At 64.5% G+C, this 15,929-nt stretch carries 11 protein-coding genes; 6 read left to right on the forward strand and 5 right to left on the reverse strand.

Annotated features, from left to right (window positions below; translation table 11 throughout):
- Positions 1-263 precede the first annotated feature (263 nt).
- Positions 264-551 carry a transposase gene (locus ACFOKJ_RS06445; protein WP_390277643.1) on the forward strand — a complete coding sequence of 96 codons (288 nt, stop codon included), beginning with the start codon at positions 264-266 and terminating at the stop codon, positions 549-551.
- A gap of 101 nt (positions 552-652) precedes the next feature.
- On the opposite strand, the gene kynA is transcribed toward ACFOKJ_RS06445, so the two are convergent.
- Positions 653-1,522, reverse strand: coding sequence for a tryptophan 2,3-dioxygenase (gene kynA, locus ACFOKJ_RS06450; protein WP_390277645.1), 870 nt, complete (start codon positions 1,520-1,522; stop codon positions 653-655).
- 172 nt (positions 1,523-1,694) lie between these two features.
- Complete coding sequence (arsA, locus tag ACFOKJ_RS06455) at positions 1,695-3,464, reverse strand: arsenical pump-driving ATPase (RefSeq protein WP_390277647.1); 1,770 nt, start codon at positions 3,462-3,464, stop codon at positions 1,695-1,697.
- Between the two features lie 269 nt (positions 3,465-3,733).
- Here arsA and ACFOKJ_RS06460 point away from each other — a divergent pair, with 269 nt between their 5' ends.
- The 3 genes from ACFOKJ_RS06460 to ACFOKJ_RS06470 all read left to right on the forward strand — a co-directional run bounded on the left by ACFOKJ_RS06460 (position 3,734) and on the right by ACFOKJ_RS06470 (position 10,239).
- Complete coding sequence (locus ACFOKJ_RS06460; protein WP_390277649.1) at positions 3,734-4,429, forward strand: pirin family protein; 696 nt, start codon at positions 3,734-3,736, stop codon at positions 4,427-4,429.
- Positions 4,430-4,555: 126 nt separating this feature from the next.
- The gene (locus ACFOKJ_RS06465; RefSeq protein WP_390277651.1) at positions 4,556-9,073 is read left to right on the forward strand and encodes a PAS domain-containing hybrid sensor histidine kinase/response regulator; all 4,518 of its coding nucleotides are present in this window, start codon (positions 4,556-4,558) and stop codon (positions 9,071-9,073) included.
- 170 nt (positions 9,074-9,243) lie between these two features.
- Entirely contained in the window at positions 9,244-10,239 is a 996-nt protein-coding gene (locus ACFOKJ_RS06470; protein WP_390277653.1) for a GGDEF domain-containing response regulator, read from the forward strand.
- A gap of 19 nt (positions 10,240-10,258) precedes the next feature.
- On the opposite strand, the gene ACFOKJ_RS06475 is transcribed toward ACFOKJ_RS06470, so the two are convergent.
- Together ACFOKJ_RS06475 and ACFOKJ_RS06480 are read right to left on the reverse strand one after the other, a co-directional pair.
- Positions 10,259-10,687, reverse strand: coding sequence for a globin domain-containing protein (locus ACFOKJ_RS06475; protein ID WP_390277655.1), 429 nt, complete (start codon positions 10,685-10,687; stop codon positions 10,259-10,261).
- Between the two features lie 132 nt (positions 10,688-10,819).
- On the reverse strand, positions 10,820-11,203 hold the full coding sequence (locus ACFOKJ_RS06480) for a lysozyme inhibitor LprI family protein (RefSeq protein ID WP_390277657.1): 384 nt from the start codon (positions 11,201-11,203) through the stop codon (positions 10,820-10,822).
- Between the two features lie 332 nt (positions 11,204-11,535).
- On the opposite strand from ACFOKJ_RS06480, the gene ACFOKJ_RS06485 reads away from it, so the two are divergent.
- Both ACFOKJ_RS06485 and ACFOKJ_RS06490 read left to right on the forward strand, forming a co-directional pair.
- Positions 11,536-13,455 carry a B12-binding domain-containing radical SAM protein gene (locus ACFOKJ_RS06485; RefSeq protein WP_390277659.1) on the forward strand — a complete coding sequence of 640 codons (1,920 nt, stop codon included), beginning with the start codon at positions 11,536-11,538 and terminating at the stop codon, positions 13,453-13,455.
- A gap of 381 nt (positions 13,456-13,836) precedes the next feature.
- The gene (locus ACFOKJ_RS06490) at positions 13,837-14,289 is read left to right on the forward strand and encodes an Lrp/AsnC family transcriptional regulator (protein ID WP_390277661.1); all 453 of its coding nucleotides are present in this window, start codon (positions 13,837-13,839) and stop codon (positions 14,287-14,289) included.
- A gap of 43 nt (positions 14,290-14,332) precedes the next feature.
- Here ACFOKJ_RS06490 and ACFOKJ_RS06495 read toward each other — a convergent pair whose 3' ends face one another.
- The gene (locus tag ACFOKJ_RS06495) at positions 14,333-15,910 is read right to left on the reverse strand and encodes a sensor domain-containing diguanylate cyclase (RefSeq protein ID WP_390277663.1); all 1,578 of its coding nucleotides are present in this window, start codon (positions 15,908-15,910) and stop codon (positions 14,333-14,335) included.
- Positions 15,911-15,929: the final 19 nt, after the last annotated feature.

Genomic DNA, 15,929 nt, shown 5'->3' on the forward strand with positions numbered 1-15,929 from the left:
CAAGACAGATGTACTCGATGCCCGCGGCATTGCCCGCTACACGCACAATGAGACGGACAAGTGCCACGCCTACGTCCCGCTCACAGCGCAGCAGCAAACGATCACTACGCTGATCCAGCGCCGTCATCAAGTCGTGAAGAGCCGTACCAGCTTACGCATGAGCTTTGCAGAGACTTCGCAGTGCGCCCAGGCGCTCTGTAAACTGATGCGCGCCTTTGATGCCTTGATTGCCGATATCGACAGCCAATTGCAGGCGCTGCTNAGTGGGGCTGGATCCCAGGCCGCGCGAGTCCGGTCAATACACCGGCACCCGCCACCTCTCCAAGCGGGGGAATCCTGAAGAGCGGCGGTTGCTGTATCTGGCGGCCGTCAGTGCGTGTCGCCACCCCATCTGGAAAGCCATCCAGACCGCGCTGTTGAAGAAGGGACTACCATCTACCGCCGTCTATTGCATCATCGCCCGCAAGATCCTGCGCATCGCATTTGCTGTCTGGAATTCGGGCGTCCCTTACGACCCCAAGCTTGTCGGCAAGGCTTGTGCTCCAACATAGAATCTACAGACTAATTTCATTCCTTGCCAGCGAGGCTGCAAACAACAAGGGTTGGCCGCATGCGGCCAACCCTTGTGTGCCAAGCGCAGTGGCGACGGTGATTACAGCTCGGTACGCAGCCGCCACAGCTCCGGGAACAGCACCACGTCCAGCATCCTGCGCAGATAGCTCACGCCCTCGGTGCCGCCGGTGCCGCGCTTGAAGCCGATCACCCGCTCTACCGTGGTCAGGTGGCGGAAGCGCCACTGGCGGAAGGCGTCTTCCAGGTCGACAAACTTCTCGCCCAGCTGGTACAGCTCCCAGTATTGCTCCGGCTGGCGGTACACCTGCAGCCAGGCAGCCTCTACCGAGGCGTTGTAGCTGGTGGGCTGGGTGCAGTCGCGCTGCAGCCAGTCTGCATCGATATGCAGACCCTGGCGCACCATCAGTTGAATGGCCTCGTCGTACAGCGACGGGGTTTCCAGTGCCTCCTGCACCACGGCCAGGTGTTCCGGACGGTGGGCATGCGGGCTGAGCATCGCCGCATTCTTGTTGCCGAGGATGAACTCGATCTCGCGGTACTGATAGGACTGGAAGCCGGACGACTGGCCGAGGTAGGGGCGCATGGCGGTGTATTCCGGTGGCGTCATGGTGGAGAGCACATTCCACGCCTGCACCAGCTGCTCCATGATGCGCGACACGCGTGCCAGCATCTTGAATGCCGGCGCCAGCTGATCCTGCTTCACCTGCTCGCGGGCGGCGCGCAGTTCATGCAGCATCAGCTTCATCCACAGCTCGGAGGTCTGGTGCTGCACGATGAACAGCATTTCGTTGTGATCCGGCGACAGCGGGTGCTGGGCTGTCAGGATCTGATCCAGCCCCAGGTAGTCGCCGTAACTCATCAGTTTCGAGAAATCCATCTGCGCTTCGTGCCAGCGTGCGTCGTTGTTGCTGCTCGGCTCGGCCGGCTGGCCGGACATTGGGCATTGCATGGTGAAAACTCCCTGTGAAAGTGGGGTGACCACATATAGAAAAAGTAGACCCGCCAGAAGGCGGGTGCTGGTGTATTGCAGCAGCACTCGCCACAAAAGGCGCGTTATTTCCGGTAGGGAGGGAATTTATCGGACAAGTCGCAGCGGCTGGTGTGGCAGCTGCGACGCTGTATCAGCCTGCAGCGGGCGCTTGCGGGTGACCCAGTGCCAGCAGTGCCGCCACGCCGTTCGGCTCCTGCTGCTGCAGCGGCACCACGGCCAGCCGCTGGCTGTGCTGCTGTTGCACCTGTGCAATCAGCGGCAGCTCGCTGGCGGCACGCTGGCGCAGCAGCGCTGCACGAGGTTGCGCCTGGCCCAGGCAGTTGTTGATGATCCAGCCCCATGGCTCGATGCCGGCACGGCGCAGATCGGCCTGCAGGCCGGCAGCCTCCAGTACCGGCGTGGTTTCCGCCAGGGTGACGATCAGCACCCGCGTCTGTGCCGGGTCTTGCAGTTGCATCATCGGGGTGGTGAAGTGCAGGCGCTCGCCCATCTGCCGCACTACCTCGCGGTGGTAGGCGCCGGTGGCATCCAGCAGCAACAGGGTGTGGCCGGTGGGGGCGGTGTCCAGCACCACGAATTTGCGGCCAGATTCGCGGATCACCCGTGAGAAAGCCTGGAACACCGCGATTTCCTCGGTGCAGGGGGAGCGCAGGTCTTCCGCCAGCATGGCGCGGCCCTGTTCATCCAGCTGCTTGCCCTTGCTGGCCATGACCTGGGCACGGTACTGCTCGGTGGCGGCCTGCGGGTCGATGCGGCTGATGCTGAGCGTGGGCAGGCTGCCCTGCAGGCTGGCATCCAGCTGGCCGGCCGGGTCGGAGGTGGTCAGGTGCACCGCATGGCCGCGTGCGGCCAACTGCACGGCAATGGCCGCCGCCATGGTGGTTTTCCCCACGCCGCCCTTGCCCATCAGCATGATCAAGCCATGGCCGTTGGCCGCCAGTTCCTCCACCAGGCTGGAGAGTTGCGGCAGTGGTGGCAGGCTGATGTCGGCCGCAGCGGCGCTAGCGGCAAGCGGTGCCGCCGACAGCAGCTGGCGCAATGCTGCCACGCCCACCAGGTTCACCGGCAGCAGCGGCACGGTGTCCAGCGGCAGGCTGGCCAGCTCGGCCGGCATGGCTGCCAGTGCAGCCTGTTCGCGCTGCCACACCGCCTCAGCCAGCGGGTCGCCGTCGCAGGCGGTTTGCTGCAGCACGCCATTGAGCACCAGCTGTGGCTGCGTCATGCCCAATGCGGCCAGCTCCTGCCGGGTGCGGGCCACTTCGCGCAGCGTGGCCGCCTGGGCTCGGGCTACCAGCACCAGCCTGGTGCGCGCCGGGTCGGTCAGCGCCGTCACCGCGGCGTGGTAGCGGCTGCGCTGCTTGTCCAGGCCGGCCAGCGGCCCAAGACAGGAGGCATCACCCTGGCCGCTGTCCAGGAAGCCGCTCCATGCCCCCGGCAATTGCAGCAGGCGAATGGTATGGCCGGTGGGGGCGGTGTCGAACACGATGTGGTCGTAGTCGCGCAGCAGCGCGGCATCGGTCAGCAGGGCGGTGAATTCGTCGAAGGCGGCGATCTCGGTGGTGCAGGCGCCGGACAGTTGCTCTTCCATGCCACGCACTTCGGCCTCCGGCAGCACGCCGCGTGCCGGGCCGACGATGCGGTCGCGGTAGTCCTGCGCCGCGGCCTGCGGGTCGATTTCCAGCGCCGCCAGCCCTGGCACCGCGGCTATGGCGACAATATGGTTGCCTATGGTCTGGCCGAATACCTGGCCGATGTTGGATGCCGGGTCGGTGCTGACCAGCAGCACACGCAGCCCGGTGTCGGCCAGCTTTACCGCTGTGGCGCAGGCCAGCGAGGTCTTGCCGACCCCGCCCTTGCCGGTAAAGAACACATAGGGTGGCAGGGCTTGCAGAAAGTGCATGGTGGCGCTCCGGATGACAACACAGTTAATAAAACGATATTACAAAATCGCAGCAGTGGGTGCTGGCGTCAGGCTGGCTTGTGCTGCATCAAGTGCCATCCGGTGCAGTCTGCTGCGTTGCAGCTATTTTGTTCTGATTTACTGAAATAGCTAAGCGGATTTCTGCGATTTTTCTTTATTGATAACAGGGTTACAGTAACGGACATCACAGCAGGAAAGACACGTGATGCCAGTTTGCCAGCTGGGTAACTTATTCAGGAGAACTCACCATGATCGATATCCGTAGCGCCGACTCCCGTGGCAAGGCCGATTTTGGCTGGTTGCAAAGCCGGCACAGTTTTTCCTTTGCCAGCTACTACGACCCGGCGCACATGGGCTTTTCCGATCTACGCGTCATCAACGACGACCGTGTGCTGCCGCGCGCCGGTTTCGATACCCACGGCCATCGCGACATGGAAATCATCAGCTACGTGCTGGCCGGGGCGATCCGCCACCGCGACTCCACCGGTACCGAGGAAGTGCTGCGTGCCGGCGAGTTCCAGCTGATGAGCGCCGGCCGCGGCATATTGCACAGCGAGTACAACGCCAGCGACAGCGAGGAGCTGCGCTTTCTGCAGATATGGATCGAGCCGAACCAGCGCGGTGGCACGCCTGGCTACCAGCAGAAGGACTTCGGCATGGCGCCGGGGCTGACGCTGGTGGCATCGCCGGATGGTGCCGACGGCAGCCTGCAGATGCGGCAGGATGCGCGGCTGTACCAGCTGATGCTGGCGCCGGGCGATACGCTGGAGTTCAGCCAGCAGCCGGGGCGCTGCAGCTATGTGCACATGGTGAAAGGACAGTTGGAGCTGGCGGATAGCCAGCTCGGCCCGGGCGATGCCGCCAAGGTGAGCGAGCTGGCGGCCTACTCGCTGCGCAATGTTGGCCGCGAGCCGCTGCAGGCGCTGCTGTTCGACCTGGCGTAAGCATGGCGGGAGGCGGTATCAAACTCCCGCCGGCTTGAGATGTGTCTGAAACTTGTGTAGATGTGATTTTTAAGTTTTATTGATTAGCAGGCGCCGATGCCGGCTAAAACTGAAAACAGATTTCACATGCAAAACACGCCGCCAAGCAGCAGGCCATCAATCAAATACCCGCGCCAGGTATGGTATGGCGCCATTGTCATTCTGCTGTGCGGCGCCTTGCTGAGTGTGCTGCTGTCGCTGTTGCAGGCCAGGGAAAATCAGCAGCAGCTGGAGTCCGCGCTGGATGCCCGCGCCAGCGTGCTGGCGGAGCAGGCGATCAAGCGGCTGGAAGATATCCAGCACGGGCTTGCCGGCGTGCGTGCGCTGGTGCTGACACTGGGCGAGTGGGATATTCGCCGCGAACAATTCCGCGATTACAGCCAGCTGCGCGACGCCGAACATCGTTTCCCCGGTGCGCGTGGCTTCGGTCTGATACGACGGGTGCCGGCAGGGCAGCAGGACAGTTTTGTCCGCCAGGCCCGCGCCGATGGTGCCCCGGATTTCGGTGTTCGTCATCTCGATCCGCCACAGGGCGATCGCTACATCATTCAGTACATCGAACCACTGGCAAACAACCGTTCGGCAGTAGGGCTGGATATTGCCTCGGAGCGCAAGCGGCGCGAGGCGGCGCAGCGTGCCATGTTCAGTGGTACTACCGCGCTGACCGCGCCGATTACCCTGGTACAGGCGGAAGCCATGCGGCAGCAGTCTTTCCTGATGCTGCAGCCCATTTACCGTCCCGGCCAGCCGTTGGATAGTGCCGGCGCGCGCGAGGCTGCCCTGCTGGGCTGGGCCTACGCGCCCTTGCTGATGCGTGACGTGCTCAAGGGGCTGCTGGCGGAAGATGGCAACCTTAGCCTGCGTTTCAGCGATGTCGAGGCCGGGCGGCCTGGGGAGCTGATTTTCGATACCGGTGCGCAGCACAAGGCCATGCCGGTACTGTTGCAGCGCGCCTTGCAATTGCCGGTAATGGGCCGGCAGTGGCGGATCGACTTGCAGGCGCACCCGGGCTTCGTCGCCAGCCTGCGGCAAACTTCCGCCTCCAGTGTGCTGTTGCTTGGCCTGGCCGGCAGCCTGTTGTGCAGTGTGATCTTCCTGCTGTGGCGCCAGGGCCGGGCGGGGCGGGAGCAGGTGCTGCAGGAGCAGGCGCGGCTCGCTACCGTCGTGCGCCATGCCAGCGATGCCATCATCGGCGAGGACATGACAGGCCGGGTGACATTCTGGAACGATGCCGCGCACAAGCTGTTTGGCTACAGTGCGGAGGAAGCGCTTGGGCATGCCCTGGCCGAGTTGCTGCTGCCTTCTGCTGACAATGCGGAAGAACTGGCCATGCTGCAACGCCTGGCCGGCGGCGAGTGGATTCCGCCATTCGATGCCCAGCGCCGCTGCAGCGATGGCAGCCTGCGTGACGTGTCGGTGACGCTGGCGGTGCTGCGCGATAGCAATGGTCAGGCCATCGGCGTGGCCAAGTTCATTCGCGACATCGCCGAGCGCAAGGCGCGCGAGCGACAGCTGCAGGAATTCAACGAACGGCTGGAAAGCCAGGTGCGGGAGCGTACCGCGGCGCTGGAGGCGGCGAGGCACGATCTGGAACAGGTGATCAATGCGCTGCCGTCGATGATCGGTTACTGGGACAGCAAGCTGGTCAATCGCGTGGCCAATCATGCATACAGCGATTGGTTTGGCTGCGATGCCGGCTCCTTGCCTGGTACCCGTATCCAGGACTTGCTGGGGCCGGAGCTGTTCGAGAAAAACCGACCATACATCGAGGCGGCGCTGCGTGGCGAGCCACAGATATTCGAGCGGGAAATACCCAAGCCCTGTGGCGGCTCCCGTTTTTCGCTTGCCAACTATCTTCCGGATATCGTCAATGGCGTAGTACGCGGTTTCTACGTCATCGTGCATGACATCACGCCGATCAAGCTGGCGCAGCAGGAGCAGGCGCGACTGGCGGCCCTGCTTGGCGATGTGCTGCGCGCGGCCTCGGAGCTGTCCATCATCGCTACCGATTGCGACGGGCTGATCACCATTTTCAATACCGGCGCCGAGCAGATGCTGGGCTGGACAGCGGCGGAGATGGTGGGCAAGCAGACGCCGGCGGTGATCCATGTTCCGGAAGAGGTGGCTGCCCGTGGCCGCGAGCTCAGCACGCAGGGCGGGCAACTGGTGGAGGGCTTTCGCGCCTTTGTGCTTCAGGCCGAGCTGCATGGCTCGGAAACACGGGAGTGGACCTATGTCCGGCGCGACGGCAGCCGTTTCCCGGTGGCGCTGGTGGTCACCACCATGCGCGATGCCGACGGCCGCATCAGCGGCTACCTGGGCATTGCTCAGGACATCACCCAGCGGCAGCGGGTAGAGCGCATGAAGGACGAATTCGTGTCCACCATCAGCCATGAGCTGCGCACGCCGATGAATGCGCTGATCGGCCTGGCCTACTTGCTGGAACAGACTCCGTTGAATGCCGAGCAGCAGCAATTGCTGGGCAAGCTGCAACAAGCCGGCCATGCGCTGCTGAGCATCATCAACGATGTGCTGGACTACTCCAAGATCGAGGCCGGCCGGCTGGAGGTGGAGTCGCAGCCGTTTTCCGTGGAGGAGGTGCTGCAGGGCGCACTGGATATGTTCCGTACCCAGGCGCAGCAAAAAGGCTTGGCCCTGCAGCTGCAGCTGCAAGATGGGCTGCCGCGCGGGCTGTGCGGCGATGCCCTGCGCCTGCGCCAGGTGCTGGTGAACCTGCTGAGCAATGCCATCAAGTTCACCGCCGAAGGCGGGGTGAGCGTTACGGTGACCGCCACGGATGTCGACAGCCAGGATTCCCTGTTGCAGCGGGTGGAGGTAAGCGATACCGGCATCGGCATGTCCCCGGAAGTGCAGGCCCGCCTGTTCAAGCCGTTCAGCCAGGCCGATACCTCTACCACGCGGCGTTTTGGCGGTACCGGGCTGGGCTTGTCGATTGCCCGCCGGCTGGTGGAAATGATGGGCGGGCAGATCGGGGTCGACAGCGTGCCGGGGCAGGGCAGCCGCTTCTGGTTCCAGCTGCCGCTGACCCGGGTCGAACAGTCGCCGCAGTTGTTGCCGCATATCAATGCGCCGCTGGAACTGGTGATCGTGGACGACAATCCGGCCGACCGGCTGGCCTTGCTGGCGCTGGCCAGAAGCCTGGGCTGGCAGGCTCAGGCACTGGCTTCCGGCAAGGAATTGCTGCAGCTGGCCGCCGAGCGGCAAGGGCAGTCACAGCCCCTGCCGGAAGCGCTGCTCGTCGACTGGCAGATGCCGGAGCTGGATGGCCTGCAGACGCTGGCTGAACTGGAACAACACTGGGGGCGGCAGCACCTGCCGGCGGCGCTGGTGGTGTCGATGCACGAGCGCCAGGCCATCCTGGAGCTGGATTATCGCCACCTGGCGGCCGAGATACTGACCAAGCCGGTGACCGCCGCCGAGCTGTTCAATGCGCTGCACCACGCGATGCAGCAACAGCCTGGCCAGGGGCAGCGACTGGAACGTGCCACCCAGCTGGGCAACGGCATCGTGCATTGCCTGCCGGGGGTGCGGGTGCTGCTGGTGGACGATAGCGAAATCAACCTGGACGTTGGCCGCAGGCTGCTGGAATCAGAAGGCGCCAGCGTGACACTGGCACACCATGGCAGCGAGGCACTGCAGTGGCTGCAGCAGCATGCCGGGGCAGTAGATGTGGTGCTGATGGATGTGCAGATGCCGGAAATGGATGGCCTGGAAGCCACCCGGCGTCTGCGCCAGGAGCTGGGGCTGAGCACGCTGCCGGTGCTGGCACTGACGGCGGGCGCCCACAGCGAAGAGCGTGCGCGCGCCATGGCGGTGGGCATGAATGATTTTCTCAGCAAACCGCTGGAACCGGCGGCACTATTTCTGGCGATACGTGCCGCAATCCAGCAGGAAAGCGGCCGATTGCTGCCGGTGGCGCAGCCCAGCCAGCGCCGTGAACAGCTGCAAGCGCCATGGCCGGAAATCCGCGGTATCGACCAGCAGCAGGTGGCACAACATCTGAACTACGATGCGGCACTGTTTCCACGCCTGCTGCGTCATCTGCTGCGCGAATTCAGCGCCGAGTTGCTACCGCAACAGTGGCCGCAGCCAGAGGCGCGCGACGCACTGCGGGCGCGCATGCACAAGCTGCGGGGCAGTGCCGCCACGGTAGGCGCCAGTGAGGTGCAGGAGTATGCCGCCCAGGCCGAGACGCTGCTGGCACAGCCGGCAGCACAGCCGCAGGCCGAGGCCGAGGCGGTGCAGGCAGTACGCCAGGCGCTACAGGAGCTGGAAAAAGCTGCCAGACCATTGCTGCAAGAATTGTCCGCCACGCCGCAGCCTGTGCATGAGGCGGGCATTAGCCAGCTGGATGCGGCAGAATGGGAACAATTGCAAACCCTGCTGCGGCGGCAGGACCTGGCAGCGCTGCCCTTGTTCGAGCGCATGCTGCCGGCCATGCGGCTGCAGTTTGACAGTGCCAGCGTTGGCCGCATGGAGGCCGCGCTGGAAAGACTGGATTTCGCCGGTGGCCTGCAGGCCATGCTCGCCATGGCACTGCCGACGATAGGGCGCCTCGAAAACCATGATTTCCAATTCAGATAACGCGGCGAGACAAGGCGCGAACGAAAAATGTCGACGCAGCATATGCGTTGATATCTCAGGAGATATTTTTCGTGAGCAACCCAGTATCGCGACGAAAGCGGGAGTGTTCGAGCTGCCCGATAGCTACCGATTGACCTTGCCGATGCCGACCTATGCCCGATAGCGCCAAGATGCCCACTAGTCGTCCCCGCCTGCTGCTGGTGGACGACGACACCAATGTTATCCAGCTGATGGCCAAGACCCTGGCGCCGCTGGCGCAGCTGCGCTTTGCCACCTGTGGCGAGGACGCCTTGCGGCTGGCGCACGAGGAAGTACCCGATCTGGTGCTGCTGGATGCCGAGATGCCCGGCATGAGCGGTTTCCAGGTGTGCGAGACGATGCAGCACGACCCGCTGCTGGACGAGGTGCCGGTGATTTTTGTCACCAGCCACAGCGAAGAGGCGGTGGAAGCCGCCGGCCTGGCGCTGGGAGCTGCGGACTTCATCACCAAGCCGATTCGCCCCGCCATCCTGGCGGCGCGTGTTGGCAACCACCTGCGCTTCAAGCTGGCGCGCGACCAGCTCAAGCGGCAGGCACTGATCGACGGCCTTACCGGGGTGGCCAACCGCCGGGTGTTCGACGAGCAGCTGCTCAAGGAGTGGGCGCGGGCACAGCGCGCACAACTGCCACTGGCGCTGTTGATGGTGGATATCGATCACTTCAAGCCGTTCAACGACCGTTACGGCCACCAGCAGGGCGATGTCACGCTGAAGGCGGTGGCGCAGGCCCTGCAAGGCGTGGTGAAACGCCCCAGCGATCTGGTGGCCCGCTACGGCGGCGAGGAGTTCGTGGTGGTGCTGCCGGATACCAGCCTGGACGGCGCCAGGCAGATCGCCGACAGCATGCTGCAGGCCGTGCAGCAGCTGGCAATAGCGCATGATGCTTCGGCGACCGCGCCGTGGGTGACGGTGTCGATTGGTGGTGCCTGTTTCGATGCCTGCGGCGGGCCGCAGGCAGGCGGCGTGGTCACTATCGAGATGGATGAGCAGGATGTGCTGCAGGATGGCGGCGGCAGCCTGCTGCAGGCGGCGGATGCCGCGCTATACGAAGCCAAGCATGGCGGCCGCGCCCGGGCGGTGTTCTATGCGCTGTGCCGGCCGCAACCCACTGGCGATGGCAAGGGTTGAGGACTGTGCCGCTGCGGCATCAGCTGGCTTGCTGTTTTGCCGCCTGCGCCAGGCCTTCCAGCATCAGGCCGGCAATCAGGTCGTAGGCCTGTGACCAGGCTTCGGCCAGTTCCGGCGTCAGCCGTTTGCCCAGGTGCTGCTGCAATACTTCGGTCAGCGCGGCCTTCAGGACAGCGAAATGTTCCGGCTTCACCCCGTAGCGGTAATGCTGCGCGCCCAGGCTGACGATGATGAAACGGATGCTGTCCAGGTCATGCAGGCTGGTGAGCACGGTATTCAGCGTGCGCGCCAGGTTCTGCGCCAGCCGTTCCGGCGGCAGGCTGAACATGGTGTGCAGGCTGGGATCCAGCCGGAACAGCGCGCTGTAGATGTCGTGGGTGAACTGCTCGCGGTTGTAGGACAGCTGGTCCCAGGCGCGCTGTACCAGGTCGATTTGCTGCTCGTTCATGGCGGAATGGTCACGTGAGTGGTGGTGGCTGTTGTCACTATAGGCAGCCGCTGACGTATATCGATAACAACTGGCTTGCATAAATGGCGGGGCAGACATTGCAAAATGGCATGCACGGCTGCCCCGGCAGGTTTACAGCTTGCTGTTCATGCAGCCGGCGCTCTTGCATTCGCGCACGCGGTCTTGCAGGAAGCGCACCCGCTCCAGCGTGGTTTGCGTGGCGCAATCGAGGTTGACGAAGAAACCGCGCTGGTCGCGATAGCTGCAGTTGTCGTTGCGCTGGCGCATCCACTGCAGCTGGCCACCCTTCAGGGCGCGGCGGCCATCGCCATCCAGCAGCTTGGCCAGCTGGCTGTAGTTGTCGTTGAGATCCTTGTCGGCCTGGCTGTACACCTTGTTCAGGCAGTAAAGATCGTCGAAATCGTTGCGCGGCTTGTCGCAGCTGGAGTTGGCCAGGGCGCCGGTGGCCAGGGTAAGCCCCAGGCCCAGGCTCAGGATGCGGATCAGGTGACGCATGGTGTCCTCGTTATCGGGTGAGTGGAAGCCGGCATTTTAACGCAATGTCATTTTTGTGCATGCACTGGTTTGCGGCTGGCAAGTCTGCGGTGTGGCCATGTCAAGCCGACGGTTTCATGAGAAAATCACCACCCCACGGGCAGCCCAGCGCTGCCCGCCAGGCTGCTGACAAAGTGCATTGTTCGGATGCTGCCGGACCCGCAAAGCCGGGCCGCTTCAGCCAAGTCGTTGAATCGGCAGCCTTCCTGTTTACAAAACAAAGTCCTCCCGCGTTGCGCAAGGACTTTGTCTCGGGCAGCCGGTGGCTGCCCTTGTTTTTGCCGGAACCCGCCATGCCCCAGATCGCTTCGCCCCGCGTGCTGTCGCTCATCCCGCCGATGACGCAGCTGAACACGCCGTACCCGTCCACCGCCTACATCACCGGCTTCCTGCGTTCGCGCGGCGTGGCGGCGGTGCAGGAGGACCTGGCGCTGGCGCTGGTGTTGCGGCTGTTCTCGCGTGCTGGCCTGGAGGCGATACGCCCGGCGGTGGAGGCGGTACCCAACAAGAAGCGCAGCCAGCAGCTGTGGCACTTCATCGAGCATTACGAGCAGTACCTGCTCACCGTGGACCGGGTGATCGCTTTCCTGCAGGGGCGGGACGCCACGCTGGCCTACCGCATTGCCAGCCGCGGCTACCTGCCGGAAGGCGCGCGCTTTGCCTCGCTGGACAACTACATGGACCCGGATGACCCGGAAGGCGGCGACCCGCTGGCCTGGGCCTTTGGCGCGCTGGGTAGCTACGACCGCGCCCGCCACCTGGCCACGCTGTACCTGAACGACCTGGCCGATGTGCTGCGCGAGGCGGTGGACCCGCGCTTCGAATTCGTGCGCTACGCCGAATCGCTGGCCATGGCGCAGCCCACCTTCGAGCCGCTGGCCAAGGCGCTGGCGGCGGCGCCCAACCTGGTGGACGACACCCTGGCCGAGCTGACCGTGGCCGCCATCGAGCGCCACCAGCCGGACGTGGTGCTGCTGTCGGTGCCGTTCCCCGGTTCGGTGTACGCAGCGTTCCGCATCGCGCAGACCATCAAGCAACGTTGGCCGCAGATCCGCACCGTGCTGGGCGGCGGCTTCGTCAACACCGAGCTGCGCGAGCTGAAAGAGCCGCGAGTGTTCGACTACTTCGATTTCATCACCCTGGACGACGGCGAGAAGCCGATCCTGGCGCTGCTGGAGCATTTCGCCGGCGACCGTGGCGCCTCGCGGCTGGTGCGTACCTACCTGCGGGAAGACGACGCGGTACGTTACGTGAACATGATGGAGGCCGACATCCCGTTCAGCGAAGTGGGTACCCCTACCTGGGACGGCCTGCCCATCGATCGCTACCTGTCGCTGCTGGACATGCTCAACCCCATGCACCGGCTGTGGAGCGACGGGCGCTGGAACAAGCTGACGGTGGCGCACGGCTGCTACTGGAAAAAGTGCAGCTTCTGCGACGTGACGCTGGACTACATCTCGCGCTACGAGACCGCGTCGGCCGAGGTGCTGGTGGACCGCATCGAGGCCATCATCGCCGAGACCGGGCAGACCGGTTTCCACTTCGTGGACGAGGCGGCCCCGCCCAAGATGTTGCGCGCGCTGGCCGAGGAGCTGCTGCGCCGCAAGGTGAGCATCTCCTGGTGGGGCAATATCCGCTTCGAAAAATCCTTCAGCCCCGAGCTGTGCCAGCTGCTGGCCGACTCCGGCTGCATCGCCATTTCCGGCGGGCTGGAAGTGGCGTCGGACCGGCTGCTCAAGCTGATGAAGAAGGGCGTGTCAGTGGAGCAGGTGGCGCGGGTGACGCAGGGCTTTACCGAGGCCGGCATTCTGGTGCACGCCTACCTGATGTACGGCTTCCCCACCCAGACAGTGCAGGACACCGTGGACGCGCTGGAATACGTGCGCCAGCTGTTCGACAACGGCTGCATCCAGAGCGGCTTCTTCCACCGCTTTGCCTGCACCGTGCATTCGCCGGTGGGGCAGAACCCGGACGAATACGGCGTCAAGCTGATTCCGCAGCCGCAGATTACCTTCGCCCGCAACGACGTGGGCTTCATCGACCCCACCGGTACCGACCATGAGGCGATGGGCCGCGCGCTGAACAAGGCGTTGTACAACTTCATGCACGGCATCGGCCTGGAGATGAACGTGCAGCAGTGGTTCGACGTGCGGGTACCCAAGCCGCGCGTGCCGCGCCACTTCATTGCCCGCGCCCTGCAGCAGCGCGACTGACTCACCACAGCAAACAGCACGATGCGGCCAACCCTGGGGGATTCAGGGTTGGCCGCATGGCGTTTGCGCGCCCGGTGGGCGGCTGACTTTGTCCCGGCGCTTGCCGACCTCTTGTTTTGGCATGCTGCGCGGCGGCGGCCAGCCTGGTGGGCGGCGGCGTTGGCGCCAGGCAGCGCGGCGGCGGGGTGGCCGGCGCTGGGCAGCTGGCGGGTGGCCGGCTGTCTGCCTGCATGCAAGGTGGGAAAAGTGTATGCCCGCCGGTGGTAAACAGGCTTTCAAACTGGCTGCCAGTTGCCAGGCTTGCGGCTAGAATGTTTCCTGTATTACCTATTCTGGTGATGAATGTTTCCGAGGTGGAAAATGCAGGAAAGCGAATTCACATTGAGCGCGCAGGACAGAAACATCCTGCGCGAGCTGCAGCGCAATGCGCGGCTGTCCAACGCCGAGCTGGCGGAGCGGGTTGGCATGTCGCCATCGGCTTGCTGGAAGCACACCCGGCAGCTGGAAAAGGAAGGCTATATCCAGGGCTACGTGGCGCTGATCGACCAGAAAAAAATGGGGCTGCGCGACACGGTGATGATCGAGGTGACGCTGAACGCGCACGAGGAAGACACCCTGGCGCGCTTTGGCGAGGAGCTGGCGGCGCTGCCGGAAGTGCTGGAAGCGCATCTGCTATCCGGTGAGTACGACTACATGATCAAGGTAGCGGTGGATGGCACCGCCGGCTACGAGCGCTTTCTGCGCGAGAAGCTGTACAAGATCCAGGGCATTCGCCACTCGCGCTCGCACTTCACCCTGCGCTGCATGAAGTCGGTGCCGTCGGTGCAGGTGTAGGCGCCACTGCCAGTGCCGCGCGCGGATATTACCGTGGGGTTACTCACTCGCCACGCCAGCAGCAGGCGCAGTTCTTGCCGCTATCCTTGGCCTGGTACAGGGCCTTGTCGGCCTGGCGGTAGGCATCGGCGGCGGTGGTGTGGCTGCCATGTTGCAGCAGCACGCCGCCCAGCGAGATGGTCAGCAGGCCGAGCTGGCTGCCCGGGTGCTCGATGCGCTGCTCGCGCACGGCGCTGCCGATATGTTCCATGAAGGCCTGCAGCCGCTCTGCATCCGGCAGGCTGGCCAGCACGGCGAACTCCTCGCCGCCCAGCCGGTAGACACGGTCGTCGGCACGCTGCGCCACCTGCTGTACCGCCTGGGCAATGTCCTGCAGTGCCTTGTCGCCAGCCGGGTGGCCCTGGGTATCGTTGTAATGCTTGAAGTCGTCCACATCGAACAGGATCAGTGCCAGGCTGCTGCCCTCGCGCTTGAGCAGGCTCAGCGCGGCCAGTAGCTGCTCGTCGAAGGCGCGGCGGTTCCACACCCCGGTCAGCCAGTCGTGGGTGGATAGTGCCTCTACCCGCGACTGGCTGCGCAGCAGGCCCAGCACCAGCAGCAGGCTGGCGGTGAGGAAAAACGCCAGCAGCGCCAGCGGCAGCGCCTGGCGCAGCGCGGCCTGCTGCAAGGCCGCGGCATCGCTGTCCAGCACCAGGAACCAGTGGTTGGCCTGCAGCGGAAACACCGCCTGCAGGCGTTGGCCGCGCGCTTGCAGCGTGTACTGCGGCCAGTTTTGCGGTATCAGCGCCGGTGGCGGGCCGCCGCTGCTGGCCAGCCTCTGGCCGTCGGCCTGCAGCAGGTGCAGCGCGGTATGCGGGATCGGGCTGCGCTCCAGCAGCCAGACCAGGCGGCTGGTGGCAATGTCCACGCTGATGGCGCCGCGAAAGCGCCCGCGATCCTGCACCGGCACCGACATGGTGACCATCCAGCCCTTGCCGGCCTGATCCTGGTACACCGGTGTCCAGATCAGCTCGCCGCTCGGGTTGTAAGCCGGGTGGGCCTGCAGGTAGAACGGCATGCTGAAGGTCTGCTGGCTGACAAAGAAATCGCTGCTTTCCACCCGCGGGTACAGGTAGAGAAAGCGTTGTGCCGAGGTGTAGTACACCCAGGGGGTGTCCGGGTCGCGCTCGATCAGGCTGCGGAACAGCGGGGTCAGCGCCAGCGCCATCTGGATTTCGCGCATGGTTTGCGAGTCGTCCGCAGGCAGCGGCCCCAGTCCGGTGACATTGCCCAGTTGCTCGAAGTTGAAACCGGGCGGCAGCCGCAGGGAGTAGCCGGCGTAGCGGCTTTCCGGCTGCAGATAGGGGTGGGCGCTCCAGGCCAGCGGGCTGCGTTCGGCCAGATATTGCTCGGCCAGCACCTTCATGTTGTGCAGCGTGTTGCGGCGCATCTGCAGTTCATGATCAATGCTCGCCACCAGCCGGCCGGCATTGGCCTGCAGTTCGTTGCGGCCACGCTGCATGGCCTGCTGGTAGCCATTCCAGGCCAGTACCAGCGCCAGCACGATGCCCAGCACGCCACCCAGCAGGGTGAGCTGACACAGCAGGCGTGCCAGGTTGCGCGGGCGTGGCAGGTTGAGCATGGCGGGCGATCCTGTGCGG

The organism is Vogesella amnigena (assembly GCF_042648905.1).
Taxonomy (GTDB): domain Bacteria; phylum Pseudomonadota; class Gammaproteobacteria; order Burkholderiales; family Chromobacteriaceae; genus Vogesella; species Vogesella amnigena.